This is a genomic window from Stutzerimonas stutzeri (genome assembly GCF_024448935.1).
Lineage (GTDB): Bacteria > Pseudomonadota > Gammaproteobacteria > Pseudomonadales > Pseudomonadaceae > Stutzerimonas > Stutzerimonas stutzeri_AO.
Genome location: NZ_JAMOIE010000025.1, coordinates 1 through 13,415, shown reverse-complemented (window position 1 = coordinate 13,415; position 13,415 = coordinate 1). Strand labels below are relative to the sequence as shown.

13 protein-coding genes are annotated in these 13,415 nt (G+C 57.2%); 5 read left to right on the top strand and 8 right to left on the bottom strand.

Annotated elements, in window-relative coordinates; genetic code table 11:
- Window positions 1-180 precede the first annotated feature (180 nt).
- The 4 genes from chrA to NA637_RS09565 form a co-directional block, all read right to left on the bottom strand.
- Window positions 181-1,551 carry a chromate efflux transporter gene (gene chrA / locus NA637_RS09580; RefSeq protein WP_019751571.1) on the bottom strand — a complete coding sequence of 457 codons (1,371 nt, stop codon included), beginning with the start codon at window positions 1,549-1,551 and terminating at the stop codon, window positions 181-183.
- The gene (locus NA637_RS09575; RefSeq protein ID WP_023629706.1) at window positions 1,544-2,485 is read right to left on the bottom strand and encodes a chromate resistance protein ChrB domain-containing protein; all 942 of its coding nucleotides are present in this window, start codon (window positions 2,483-2,485) and stop codon (window positions 1,544-1,546) included. The genes chrA and NA637_RS09575 overlap by 8 nt, the downstream gene beginning before the upstream one ends.
- Window positions 2,486-2,647: 162 nt before the next feature.
- Window positions 2,648-2,821 (bottom strand): DUF1289 domain-containing protein, encoded by a 174-nt coding sequence (locus NA637_RS09570; protein WP_019751569.1) that lies wholly within the window; start codon window positions 2,819-2,821, stop codon window positions 2,648-2,650.
- A gap of 215 nt (window positions 2,822-3,036) precedes the next feature.
- Window positions 3,037-4,164: a nickel/cobalt efflux protein RcnA gene (locus NA637_RS09565; protein ID WP_019751568.1), complete on the bottom strand. Its 1,128-nt coding sequence runs from the start codon at window positions 4,162-4,164 to the stop codon at window positions 3,037-3,039.
- Window positions 4,165-4,302: 138 nt separating this feature from the next.
- Between NA637_RS09565 and NA637_RS09560 the strand changes: the two genes are divergently transcribed.
- A complete protein-coding gene (locus NA637_RS09560; RefSeq protein WP_019751567.1) occupies window positions 4,303-4,578 on the top strand; it encodes a metal/formaldehyde-sensitive transcriptional repressor in 276 nt (91 codons plus the stop codon).
- A 126-nt stretch (window positions 4,579-4,704) separates the two neighbouring features.
- On the opposite strand, the gene NA637_RS09555 is transcribed toward NA637_RS09560, so the two are convergent.
- From NA637_RS09555 to NA637_RS09540, 4 genes are all read right to left on the bottom strand, one after another.
- The gene (locus NA637_RS09555; protein WP_019751566.1) at window positions 4,705-4,914 is read right to left on the bottom strand and encodes a hypothetical protein; all 210 of its coding nucleotides are present in this window, start codon (window positions 4,912-4,914) and stop codon (window positions 4,705-4,707) included.
- A 201-nt stretch (window positions 4,915-5,115) separates the two neighbouring features.
- Window positions 5,116-6,510, bottom strand: coding sequence for a heavy metal sensor histidine kinase (locus NA637_RS09550; protein ID WP_019751565.1), 1,395 nt, complete (start codon window positions 6,508-6,510; stop codon window positions 5,116-5,118).
- Window positions 6,507-7,181 (bottom strand): heavy metal response regulator transcription factor, encoded by a 675-nt coding sequence (locus NA637_RS09545; RefSeq protein ID WP_256072045.1) that lies wholly within the window; start codon window positions 7,179-7,181, stop codon window positions 6,507-6,509. The genes NA637_RS09550 and NA637_RS09545 overlap by 4 nt, the downstream gene beginning before the upstream one ends.
- Window positions 7,182-7,190: 9 nt before the next feature.
- The gene (locus NA637_RS09540; protein WP_155738440.1) at window positions 7,191-7,352 is read right to left on the bottom strand and encodes a hypothetical protein; all 162 of its coding nucleotides are present in this window, start codon (window positions 7,350-7,352) and stop codon (window positions 7,191-7,193) included.
- A gap of 274 nt (window positions 7,353-7,626) precedes the next feature.
- Between NA637_RS09540 and NA637_RS09535 the strand changes: the two genes are divergently transcribed.
- From NA637_RS09535 to NA637_RS09520, 4 genes are read left to right on the top strand one after another with little or no spacing between them, the layout of a single operon-like run.
- Window positions 7,627-8,664 carry an efflux RND transporter periplasmic adaptor subunit gene (locus NA637_RS09535; protein ID WP_031314781.1) on the top strand — a complete coding sequence of 346 codons (1,038 nt, stop codon included), beginning with the start codon at window positions 7,627-7,629 and terminating at the stop codon, window positions 8,662-8,664.
- Window positions 8,664-11,747, top strand: coding sequence for an efflux RND transporter permease subunit (locus NA637_RS09530; RefSeq protein WP_019751562.1), 3,084 nt, complete (start codon window positions 8,664-8,666; stop codon window positions 11,745-11,747). The genes NA637_RS09535 and NA637_RS09530 overlap by 1 nt, the downstream gene beginning before the upstream one ends.
- Window positions 11,740-12,042, top strand: a complete 303-nt coding sequence (locus tag NA637_RS09525; protein WP_019751561.1) for a DUF3240 family protein — start codon at window positions 11,740-11,742, stop codon at window positions 12,040-12,042. Before NA637_RS09530 ends, NA637_RS09525 begins: the two co-directional genes overlap by 8 nt.
- Window positions 12,042-13,277 carry a TolC family protein gene (locus NA637_RS09520; protein ID WP_019751560.1) on the top strand — a complete coding sequence of 412 codons (1,236 nt, stop codon included), beginning with the start codon at window positions 12,042-12,044 and terminating at the stop codon, window positions 13,275-13,277. The genes NA637_RS09525 and NA637_RS09520 overlap by 1 nt, the downstream gene beginning before the upstream one ends.
- The last annotated feature ends 138 nt before the right edge of the window (window positions 13,278-13,415 follow it).

Here is a 13,415-nt window from a genome sequence, read left to right as displayed (position 1 = left end):
CAAACCTCCCTGCAGTGCTGTTTTCCTGGCCGCGATATGGCATCGCAGGCAGCGTGAATTGGTTATAGCGTATCCCCCTGGGGGGGATATGGTCAATCCAGGCTTAGTCAGGGGCATGCACTTTCAGGGGGCAAGGTGCTTGTTGAGGAGCCGGCCAACGATGTCAGCCGGCAACCGGCATCAGATACGCAACATATGAACTGCCAGACCGGCCAGGGCACAGGCAAGCAGTACCTGGATGACGCCACGCTTGAAGCGGAACAAGGCAATCGCTGCAGCGATCGCGATCAGCGCTGAAGGCCAGTCGAATGTTCCAGCGAACCCCTTTGGCCAAAGCACGTGGTAGCCGAAGAACAGCGCCAGATTCAGGATTACCCCCACAACTGCTGCGGTGATGCCGGTCAGTGGTGCGGTGAACTTCATCTCGTTGTGCGTCGACTCTACCAACGGGCCACCGGCGAGAATGAAGATGAACGACGGCAGGAAAGTGAACCAGGTGACGAGGCTCGCCGCGATTGCGCCGGCGAGGAACGGGTGTTCTGCGCCAAACATTGGATGCACGTAACCCCCGACGAAGCCTACGAAGGCGACTACCATGATCAGTGGCCCTGGCGTGGTTTCCCCTAAGGCGAGGCCATCGATCATCTGGGTGGGTGTCAGCCACCCGTAGTGCCCGACAGCGCCCTGGTAGACATAGGGCAGCACAGCGTATGCACCGCCAAACGTCATCAGGGCGGCCTTGGTGAAGAACCAGCTCATTTGCGTCAGAGTACCGTCCCAGCCAAACGACAGCGTCAGCAGCCCCATGGGCAGGACCCAGAGCGCAGCACCGACCAGCAGTAGTCGCAGCAGGTGTCCCCAGCTGAAGCGGGCATGCTCAGGCGTTGGGGTGTTGTCATCGATCAGGGCAGGTCCATAGCTGTTCTTCGTGGCGCCATGGCCACCTCCGATCACGAATTTACTTGGAGCAAAGCGACCGCCTAAATAGCCAATGATGGCGGCTACCAGCACGATAAGCGGGAATGGGGCGTTGAGGGCAAAGATGGCCACGAACGAAGCGGCGGCCATGGCCCACAGCCAGCCGTTCTTCAGTGCACGCGACCCGATCCGGTGAGCCGCGTGAACGACGATGGCAGTGACCGCCGGTTTGATGCCATAGAAAATCCCAGCCACCACGGGCACCTCACCGAAGGCGACGTAGACCCAGGACAAAGCGATCAGGATGAACAATGACGGCAGCACGAACAACGCACCGGCAATCACACCGCCCCATGAACGGTGCATGAGCCAGCCGATGTACGTGGCGAGTTGCTGAGCCTCTGGTCCAGGCAACAACATGCAGTAGTTGAGCGCATGCAGAAATCGCTTTTCGCTGATCCACCGCCGTCGCTCAACCAGCTCCTGATGCATGATCGAAATCTGCCCGGCGGGTCCACCAAAGCTGATGAAGCCCAGCTTGAGCCAAAACAGAAACGCTTCAAACAAGCCGATCGGCTGCTGAGCAGCTTGCGACGGAGGCTGTTCGCTGACTGCGGAGGTGGTATCAACCATTTTGTTTTTCCTCACTTGCGAAAGCCGTCAGCAGGCCATCGAAGATGCCTCCGGCGACCGTTGTCAGTTGATCGTCATCGCCAATGCTTTCTCTCAAACCCGCGAGGACGCGCTCGATGCCAGGTGCCTCGGAGGGCTGGCTTCCACCTACATCCAGGTAATGAACAACAGCTGCCAACCGAGACAGGCCTGGTTGTTCAACCGCAAAGCTTTCGATGAGGGTCTCGAACGACACCCGCTGGCCGACATGGCTGAACCTCGCGCCATCGAAGTCGAAGCCCAACGCATCGGTCGGGCAGTCGCTGGGACTTTCCAGCCAAAGGAATTGGGCGTCAGCATCGATGAAGCGACGGATGAGCCAGGCACACGCCAGCCTATCCACCCAGGGGCGTTTTCGAGTCGCCCAGCGGCGACCCAGGTATTCGCTGCGCTCAAGTCTGATGATTGTCTCGTCGTGCGCACTGGGCTCATCGGATGACAGTGCACGGCTGATTGCGGTCTCAAGCGCCTGCAGGGTCGAGTCAGTCTGAGCCTTGAGCACGCCAGGGAAGAAATCGATCGCCGCCAATTGGCTGAAAGCCTTTCGAAGCTTGCGCACCTGCCGCGCGGTTTGCAGGGCGTTGTCCGGTGAAAGATCCGCTCGGCAGCCTGCAATTTCTTCCATCAGCTTGGCGTAGTCCTCGCTTCTGTCGAACAACCCACTGAAGCGCTCCTCACGCTCAGGCAGAGACAGCAGAAATGCCGTGCCATTGATCGCCAGCACGTCTCGTTCCACGGCTTCGAACGCTTCGCGAGCCGTGCTTTGTTGTGGCAGCAGGTATACGCCATCTCGTAGTACTGCAGCACCAGAAGCCTTGAGGGTTCGCCAAGCGCGCATTCGCTCCGTGGCGTTAGCCGTGGGAAGCCCGAGAATCAGTAGCGACCATTCGCTCATGTAGAATACTCAACAAAAAATGTATCTGTATCTACATTAGGTCTTGAGTCGGTCGAAATCAACGAGTAAATGCCCGCATGCGCAAAGCCCGTTGAGCAGCGTGGCGGCGCCGACGCTATCCACTTGAACTCTGGTGCTGGAGCGCTGAATGGTGCCCCAGGGCTACTTCTTCAGCCCCTTCAGTCTCGCGGCAGCTTTCTGCACGGCGGCCATCTTTTCTGGACGTTTCATGCGCTTCCACTTGCGGATCTCATCTTTTGAGCGCCCGCAGCTGACACAAAGATCTCCCTTCAATTGGCAGAGTGAAATACAAGGGTTCTCGATTTGCGAAGCCATTGATGAATTACCTGTGGGTCTGAGTCGGAGTGTGCGAATGCCGGCAGCAAGTGTGGCCAGCACCCACATATCTCACTCGAAGGACATTTGTGGTCAGGTTTCATGGAGCGGCAGTAGCCGCTCGTGATTCCCTCATTGCGGCATTGGCCATCAATGGCGACGACCGCAACGGGAGCGCCAAACGCGCAAAATGCACGATTGGATGACATCCCTCGTTAGCTAGTGAGTCCGATCCAGCCGTTGATACCCACGTAGATGCCTACGGCGATGATGATCATGCTGGACAGGTACGGTGCTCGACGAGCCACAGCTCCCAACCAGGGCCAGCGATTGGAGGCGCGTTTCGCTCCGACCGCTGCTGCGACCCCAACAGTTACCAGGGTCATGGCGAGGCCGATGCTGAAACACAGTACCAGCACGGCCCCGAGTGCGATTTCCTTGACCTGCAGGCACAGTAGCAAAACAGTGATCGCTGCCGGGCATGGGATCAGGCCGCCAGTTAAACCGAACAGGATGATCTGGCCGGTAGTCACATCACGGTTGGCGAAACGCTTTTTGATGTCGTTTGCATGGGCGCGCTCGTGCGCATCCTGATAGCCATCGACGCTCAGTTCGAGCTGATCGAGTTCGCCATGGTGGTGGTGATCATGCGCTTCGGCAAACTCCAGATCGTAGTCATGAGCATGGTCGGAATGACCCAAGGTCAGGCGTACTGAAAACTCATGAGGCTCAGGAATCGAGTCAATGGATTCCAGGAAGCCGTCACGTTTCTCGAAGGCGAACGACATTGTTTCACCGTTCGGCCGAGTCGTGAGGGCCTTAACTTGAGCGGCCTGCCATGGATGGCCATCTAAGGTTTTCAGTCGCCACCGAGGTGGTTGCCCGATTTCAAATATCGACAGTTCAACACGTCCATGCCCAGTGTCGACGCGGCGTGTCTCATCATGGGCATGCTCATGGCCGTGATCGTGCCCGTCACCTTGCTCGAATTTCCACATTTGCTCTCCGCGCCAGGTGCGCAGAAGCATCCACAATGCGACGGCGATGATGATGGCTGCTGAGCCTAGCTGGAAGTAGGGCTCGGTGGTTTCAGCATCAAGGTTGCCGCCCAGGTACATCCCTGCCATGGCGACGAGCCAGACCACGGCTGTATGGGAGAACGTGGCAGCCAGCCCCAAGAGAGCCGCCTGCTTGGCAGTTCCTCGCACAGCGACGATGAAGGCTGCCATCATTGTTTTGGAGTGCCCTGGCTCAAGGCCATGCAGGGCGCCGAGCAGGATGGCGCTTGGGAAGTAGAGCCAAGCGTGGGCGGTACCCTGCTGAAGTAGTTCTGCGAAACCCATGGTGAGACCTCTGGAGTAGTGCCAATAGCGCGTGAGGGCGGCAGTCATAGAGGCCGCCCTTTAAATTGTCGTACGATTGGGTTGAAATCGTACCCTTAAAATACTATCCCCCAGTAGGGGATATGAAAAGAGGTTGTCATGTCTCACACCATGAAGAATCAGCGTCAGTTGCTGACTCGGGTCAAGAAGATCAAAGGGCAGGCTGCCGCCCTGGAGGCAGCGTTGGAGCAGGAAAAGGATTGCCTGGGAATCCTTCAGCAGATTGCCGCGATCCGGGGGGCGGTGAATGGGCTGATGGCCGAGGTGGTGGAAGGCCATATCCGTGAGCATCTGGCGGCAGAGCATCTGGATGCGGCTCAGCGACTAGAGGAGGCAGACAAAATCTCCTCGGTACTCAGGTCTTACTTGAAGTGAGGAGCTGACCTAGCAGGTCGGGTAGTCGGTATGGCGGAGTGGGATGGTAGAAACGAGAAAAGGCGCCGAGGCGCCTTTGATCATCGAGCAGCAAAAAATAGGTAGATGAACAGCACATCTATCAGCTCAGGACTGGCTTTTAGGGCCCTCCTTTTGCTGGGTGGACGAAGGCTTCGACTGCTCTGCCTCCTTTTCCTTCTCGCCCCAAAGGCGTTTCTGGTCATCGCGGAATTCTTTGTTGAATTTCAGTGAGCGCTCGGCCCCGCCCTCTGCAAAGGCTTGGCCGCTGATGCCCACTGCCATTACGCCAATCAGGAAAAGGTTAGTCAGTCGCATATCAAACTCCGGGGCTGGATCGGTAGTGATCTTGAGGTTTCGATACCCTGAAGCTTAAAGACCTGTCTCTGACGAGAGCGTGAGGCGCGAATTACAATGTTGAAAGACGACGCCGTATGATTGAAGAGATGAACAGGCTTCAGGCCTTCGATCCATCGGAAGGCCTTACGTTGGGATTAGCTTGTGAGGCCGGGCGCTAGGTCACAGATGGCTGGTCGGAAAGCTGAGATGGAACCAGGTATACCTGTCACCGCTGACTTCAACCTTGGCAGTGCCTTGGTGCAGGCTCATGATGGAGCGCACGATCGCTAGACCGAGACCTGTGCCCCCCTCGCTACGTGCTCGGCCTCTGTCCACGCGATAGAAGCGCTCAAACAGATGAGGCAGATGTTGATCGGGAATACCGCGTCCAGGGTTACCGACGCTCAACTGAATCTGATCGCTGCCACGGTGGACTTTGACCTGGACCGATTCGCCTTTCGGGCAATAACGAATAGCGTTGGATAGCAGATTCGAAACTGCTCGCTGGATCATGAGTCGGTTGCCATTCACGACATCGGCGCTCCCTGAAATCTGCAGTGCTACTCCGTTTTCCTCGGCCGAGAAGGCAAACAGGTCGCAGACCCTCTGCACTTCATCCACCAAGGCCACGGTCTCAAATTCCACCAAGGCAGCTGGCTGGCTCACATGGGCCAGGAAAAGCATGTCCGCAACCATGCGCGTCATGCGGTCCAGCTCCTCCAGGCAGGATTCGAGCACATCACGGTATTCAGCGGATGAGCGTTCACGCGACAACGCTACTTGTGCTTTCCCCATGAGATTTGACAGCGGTGCCCTGAGCTCGTGGGCCAGATCGTCCGAGAATTGCGAGAGTTGCTGTACCCCACCATCCAGGCGATGGAGCATAAAGTTCATGCCATCCGCCAGATGTCGAAGCTCTGCCGGCAGCTTGTCAGTGGGCAGGCGGTGGCCCAGATTGTCGGTGGAAATCTTGGACGCTACCTTGAGAAAACGGGTCAACGGCAGCAAGCCACGTCGGACAGTCCACCAGGCCACAATCAAAATAACGGCCAGAATGAACGGTGATGCGGTCAGCGCCCAAGTGACCATGGCGCCCAGGAGCTGTGCGTCCGACGACTCGTCCACAGTCATGTAGACGCCAATCTGGGTGCCGTCTTTCAAGCGCATGATCTGCGCCGCACTGAGCATCGGATTTCCCGATTGATCCTGCCACTCATGGAAGGCCAATTCGTCCCGAGCAGGGAAGCGATGGAGCTCGAAACTCACTTGTTTGGAGCCGATGGTCAGTAATGGAGCCTTGCTGTCAGCAGAGTCGAAAATGCTGACATACAGATTGTTGTGCCCCATCGCGAGATCGACGAGCAGGTGGGAATCAGCGGTCACCCCCGATACATCTTCGATGGTCGCAATGTTATGGGCCATGCCGCTCATTTTGGTTTCAAGCGCTGAACGGGCCGTGCTCTCCAGCGCTTGGCCGAGCATCACATAGCCAATGGACGCGCACAGTACCAGAAGAAGCACGCTCATGAAGCCGACTTTCAATCCCAGCTTGGCAGCCAGGCTCAACTGCCTCATGAGCGGTCCTCTACCACGTACCCAACACCGCGCATCGTATGGATGAGCTTGACCTGGAACGGGTCATCGATCTTCGCACGCAGGCGCCTGATTGCAACGTCGATCACGTTAGTATCGCAATCGAAATTCATGTCCCACACGAGCGAGATGATCTGGGATCGCGCCAGGGCTTCGCCTGCGCGACTCATCAGCAGGTGCAGCAGGGCAAACTCCTTGGTGGTCAACTCGATGCGCAGGTCGCCGCGAAATGCGCGGTGACGGCCGGGGTCAAGCTCCAGGTCGGCGACCTTGAGCGTATTGCTTTCAATCATGTCATCGCCGCGGCGCTGGAGTGAGCGGACGCGAGCGAGCAACTCCGGGAACTCGAAGGGCTTCACCAGGTAATCATCCGCTCCGCCGTCCAAACCCTTGAGCTTTTCATGAAGCCGGCCTCGTCCGGTGAGCATGATGATGCGCACGCGGCTGGTTTTCCTGATGGTCTCCAGCACTTCCCAACCATCAACTTCTGGCAGATTTACATCGAGAATGACCAGGCCGTAGGTGTTATGGTTGAACAGGTGAAGAGCGTCTACGCCATTACTTGCACGGTCAACGATATAACCGCTCTCGGTCAATCCTTGCTGAAGATATTCGGCAGTTTTAGTTTCATCTTCCACAACTAGAACGCGCATATTTGATCTCTAAAATTCGTCAGTAAAATATTGCTTGCGGTCAATTAAATATTTTTTCATGTGTTTCAGGGTGTGTCTTGCTTGGGGCTTCAAGCGCCCGCAGGCCGCGTTGAGGGTGATCTTAGCGCGAAAAAAATGCGGCCGGGCAATTCCTACAAATTTGTAATTCACCCGTAACGTTCCTGATAGTCGCTGCCCTCTAGAATCGGAGCAGTAGAGGAGTCTACGACACTTCCCTTCCGCGCATAGAGTGCAGCAGACGAGCGGGTTAAATAGTTAGCCCCAATAGTTGTGCACGCCTTGCTTATCTTCAAATCCTCAAACAGGTCGAGATCATGTCCTTGTTATGGCGCTTGACGGGGAACTTCTGATGAACAATGAAAGATACCTGCGCTGTGTAAAGAGTCTCTCTTTTTTCACCGCAATTATTATTTCCGGGCCCGCCATGAGTGCTGAGAAGTTCTCTGTTGCAGAAGACCAGATTCAGGCTTTGGGTATCAAGGTTTCACCGGTCCAAAGCATGAAGCAGACGGTCAGCAGTCGTTATCCTGGCCAAGTTGTCGTGCCGCCAAAGGCTGAACAGATCGTCAGCTCCCCGCTGGAAGGTGTTGTCGTTCAGTTACTGGTGGGCGAATACCAACCCGTACGCAAAGGCGACCCCGTAGCCAGGCTTTCCAGCCCAGCCATGAGCCAGCTTCAGTTGCAACTGTTGCAGGCTGCGTCCCGTGCAACGCTTGCCCGTCAGGCCTATTCCCGTGAGCAGACGCTTTTTGATGAGGGGATTATTCCCAAGCGCCGGGCTCAGGAAGCACAGGCCACGCTGAAGGAAGCCGAAGCGACGTTGGTCCAGACGAAAGCGGAGCTGGCGTTGGCAGGTCTGACCCCGCCGATGATGGAGCAAGTCGTCCGTTCAGGTATTCCATCTGACCGGATAATCCTTACCGCCGTCCAGGATGGGATCGTCAGTGCAATCTCCGTTCGCCCTGGGCAGCGTGTAGATGGCGCTACATCGTTGCTCAACATCACCCAGGTCGACGCCCTGTGGCTGGATGTGCAAGTGCCTTCTCAGGCCAGTATCGGTATCCAGCCCGGTGCACCGGTAACGATCGTCGACAAGAATGTGAGCGGGCGAGTGATCAACCTGAGTCCGACCGTTACAGCAGACAACCAGTTTGTAGTGCTGCGGGCCGAGATCGAAAACCCTGGGCGCGCTATACGCCCGGGTGAGTTGGTAACTGTCGAGATCCCGGTCCAGTCCGCCGGTAATTCTTGGGATATCCCCATCTCCGCAGTGGCGCGCAACAAGGCTGACTCCGTTGTGTTCGTCCGTACGCCTGAGGGTTTCGAAGCGCGCCCTGTGAAGGTTGAGGCCAGTGCCGGGCAGCTTGTGCGCGTGCAGGGCAACATCCGTGAGCAGGATCAGGTTGCCGTTGCTGGCGTTATTGCGCTGAAAGGTGCCTGGCTGGAAGAGGACGGAGAGTAATGCTGAGCCGTCTCATTCAATTCTCGTTGTCCCAACGCCTGTTCATGGTGTTGGCGACAGTTCTGCTGACCGCAGCGGGCTGGTACGCCTACCGCGGTCTTCCTATTGACGCATTTCCGGACGTTGCCAGCACCCAAGTCAAGGTGATCATGAAGGCGCCTGGCATGACACCTGAGGAAGTGGAAAGCCGCATCGCGGTGCCCATCGAAGTCGAGATGCTGGGCATCCCGAAAACCAAGATTCTGCGTTCTGTTACCAAGTATGGCCTGGTCGACGTCACCATCGATTTTCAGGATGGCACGGACATTTATTGGGCTCGCCAGCAGGTGTCCGAACGCTTGGGCAACCTGACTGACAGCCTGCCCAGCGGTATCAGCGGCGGTATGGCCCCCATCACTACGCCGCTGGGTGAGATGTTCATGTTCACCGTCGATAGCGAGGCCATGTCGCTGGTCGAGCGCCGTAGCCTGCTGGATTGGGTCATTCGACCTGCATTGCGCACGGTGCCCGGCGTCGCTGATGTCAACTCGTTGGGTGGCCAGGTTCGTACGTTTGAAGTGCTGCCGGACCCCGTTCGCATGGCTGCCAATGGTGTCAGCCTGCAGCAACTGGCCAACGCGGTGAACACCAACAACCGCAATGATGGTGCCGGACGCCTCGGTGAGGGGGATGAAGTTCTGCTGGTTCGCAGTGAGGGGAGCATTCGCACCCTGGATGACCTGCGGGCTGTCGTGGTCAACCCCAGTGACTCGTCACCGGTTCGCGTTGGCGACCTGGCCGAAGTCCGCCTTGGCACCCTGACGCGCTATGGCGTAGTAACCCAGGACGGTAAAGGTGAAGCCGTTCAGGGCTTGGTGCTGGGCCTTAAGGGGGCTAATGCCCGTGAAGTTGTCAGCGGTGTTCAGCAAAAGCTGAAGGAGCTGGAGGCCACTTTGCCTCCTGGCGTCAAGATCACCAGTTTCTATGACCGATCTTCCCTCGTGGACAAGGCCGTAGGTGCCGTATCCAAAGCACTGATTGAAGCGACCGTATTGGTCGTTCTGCTGCTGGCATTGTTCCTTGGTAACGTTCGTGCAGCATTGACCGTGGCCTTGGTACTACCGCTTGCAGCGCTGATCACCTTCATCATGATGCGTTTCTTCGGCATGTCCGCCAACCTCATGAGCCTCGGCGGGTTGGCGATCGCGATCGGCATGCTGGTCGATGCCGCAGTCGTCGTTGTGGAGAACATTGTCCAGCGCCTGGCCACAGACACTTCCGGTGGGAAGTTGCCACGGCTGCACATCATCTACCGAGCGGTTCGCGAAGTAGCAGTCCCCGTCACCTCAGGCATCTTGATCATTATCACGGTGTTCCTGCCGCTGCTGACGCTTCAGGATCTGGAGGGCAAGTTCTTCGTTCCGGTTGCACTGACGATTGTCTTCGCACTGGCAGCTTCGTTGTTGCTCTCGCTGACTGTGATTCCCGTCTTGTCTTCCTATCTGCTGCGAGAGGTCAAGCATGAAGACCCCTGGTTGGCACGCAAGCTATTGGGTGCGTATGGCCCCATCCTTGAGTGGGGGCTTGCTCGCCAGAAAGTGATCGCAATCATTGCCGGCGCCATGTTGGTGGTAGCGGGGCTCGTTTACACACAAGTGGGCAAGACCTTCATGCCGACCATGGATGAGGGCGACCTGATCGTGGGTATCGAGAAGCTTCCCTCGGTGAGCCTTGAACAGACGGCCGAGCTGGATAAGAAGATCCATCAATCCTTGATGAAGGCCATCCCTGAGATTCGCGGCATCGTTGCGCGGGCAGGTTCTGATGAAATCGGTCTCGACCCCATGGGCCTGAACCAGACCGACACCTACTTGCTGCTCAAACCAATGTCGGAATGGCGGATGGACACCAAGGAAGAATTGATGGAGGAGATCCGCAAGGTCCTCGATCCAATGCCTGGTATCGACTACAGCTTCACCCAACCGATCGAGATGCGCGTCTCTGAGATGATCATCGGTGTGCGGGGTGACTTGGCCGTCAAAGTGTACGGACCGGATCTGGCAACCCTGAATCAGCTCGGTGGCAAGATCGAATCGCTGCTCAAGACCATTCAGGGTAACCAGGATGTGTACACCGTTCAGAACGACGGCGTGCAGTACCTGCGGGTCGAAATTGACCGCCTTCAAGCGGGCCGTTTCGGGCTGGATGTCGAGACGATCCAGGACGCGCTGCGCGTGCAGATCGAAGGGCGTCAGGCCGGGCTGGTCATTGAGGGTAACCAGCGTACCCCGATTCTCATCCGCTCCGCCGAGTCGGTACGCAATTCGCCCGCGGAATTCGATGCCGTACGTATTACTACACCTGATGGCAAGACCATTCCACTGAGCGCCGTGGCCAAGCTGGAGCGTGCCGATGGCCCAGTGAAGATCGACCGTGAAATGGGCAGTCGCTACAGCGTCGTCATCGCCAACGTCAGCGGAAGAGACCTTGTCGGCTTCGTCGAAGAAGCGAAAGCGTTGGTCGCTCAGCAGGTTGAGCTACCCAATGGCTATCGCATCAGCTGGGGTGGGCAATTCGAGAACCAGCAACGCGCCGCAGCACGGCTTTCCGTCGTGGTTCCGGTGGCGCTGGGCCTGATCTTCGTCCTGCTGTTCTCCACCTTCGGCTCGGTTCGCCAAGCGCTCTTGATCCTGAGCAACATTCCATTCGCGCTGGTGGGCGGCATCGTCGCCCTGTGGGTTACTGGAGAGTACCTCTCGGTGCCTGCGTCGGTCGGTTTCATTGCTTTGCTGGGTATTGCAGTGCTCAACGGCATCGTTCTGGTTAGCTACTTCAACCAGCTTCATGGCGAAGGCTTACCGATGAGGGAGGTTGTACTTCAGGGCGCACGCCGACGACTTCGCCCGGTATTGATGACGGCGTCGATTACGGCATTCGGTCTCGTCCCGCTGCTGTTCGCCACGGGACCTGGATCTGAAATTCAACGACCTCTTGCCATCGTTGTTATTGGTGGTTTGATCACCGTAACAGCCCTGACCCTGATGTTGCTTCCCATCCTCTATCTGCGTTTTGCACATGCCAAAAAGGAGACTGCCGATGCCTGACATCTGGTTGACGCTGCTCTGCACCCCGAGCCTTGAAGAAAAAATCATCGACCATTTGCTGGTGTCAGTCGGCACGAGGATCTTCACCAGCGCTACTGTCGCTGCCCATGGTCTGTCCACGGATGCCCTGAATCCAGTTGAACGCGTGATGGGGCGTGCCCGTGCCGTGCAGATCCAATTGGTCGTTGAGCAACAGCATCTTGAGCCGTTGCTGGACTCGCTCAGGCAGGAGTTTCCCAACACGGGCGTGCGCTATTGGACAGTTCGGGTCAGTGAGTTTGGGGAGTTTATGTGATGAAACGCATTTTACCCCTGGTGGTTCTGATGGGACTGAGTTCCGTTGCAGGCGCTCAGCCAGTCGCACCCATGAACATCCTGCCCAAACCTCTGGCGATGTCGTTGCTCAATGCGGATCCGCGCGTCGCGTCGGCCAGATCGACCATGGATGCAGCCATGCTTGAGGCGGGGATTATTCGTAAGTCGCCCTACGAGTGGAATGCGACAGCAACCGGCCAGCAGCGGCGTGTCGATGCTGGTCCCAACTACAACGAGTGGAACGTTGGCATTCAGCGCACCATTCGGCTGCCTGGCAAAGGCCAGGCAGACCAGGATATCAGTGGTGCCACGGTCAAATTGGCGGATGCGACTTATGGTGAGGTACGTCACGAGACTGCGCGTGAGCTCATGACGATGTGGCTCGATTGGCTGGCCTCTGAACACGCTCTCGAAATCGCCAACAAAGGGTTGGCCTCGGCCAAGGAAAGTCTTGCTGCGGTTGAAAAGCGTAACCGTGCGGGGGACGCATCGAAGCTTGATGTCAGTCTCGTGAAAGCCGAAATTGCTGATCAACTTCGCCAGGGTAACGAGGCGAAGGTCAAAGCTGCAGCCAGTTGGGCGACGTTGTCACGGCGATTCCCGGGTATCGACCGAAAGGTCGTGGCTTTACCGGTGCCATCGTCAGAGCTTGGTCAGTATGAAACCTGGCGTGAGCGGATCCTCGCCGAAAGTGATGTACTGCGCAGGGTAGAGGCCAGCTTGCTGAAAAGTGAAGGCCAGTCGGCACGTGCCAAGGCAGACAAGATCCCAGACCCGACGCTGGGTGTGTTCACTGCTTCGGAGCAGGGCGCTAGGGAAAGAATCTACGGCGTGACCTTCAGCATGCCGATTCCAAGCGGTACTCGCAGTGCTCGTTACAGCCAGGCAATGGCCCAAGAGAGTGCTGCCCGCCAGGACGTAGACCTCATCAAGCGAGAACTGGAAGCTGCGATTGCCAGTGATGTGGAGATGGCCTCAGGCGCCTATGAAAACTTCCGCATTGCTACAGAGGGGGCTGAGGCCATGGCTCAGAACGAGGCACAAATGCAACGCGCCTACGAATTGGGTGAGGCTGACCTGCAGTCCCTGCTGCTATCTCGACGTCAAGCAGTGACATCGGCATCGAATGCACTGCAGGCGCATGTCGATACTTTGCGGACTCACTTGTCACTGCTGATCGATGCCCATTGGATATGGGGGTTGGACGAAAGCTGAGCACGCTCGTTTAGCCTGAAGTGCCCGGCAGGGAGTGCCGGGCCATCTGTCAAAATCGTAATGAACTTATCATGCTCCAGTTAGTTTTGGGCAGTAATGATAGGAAGCGGTCGCCACTCAGCAGTTGAATAATAAGGG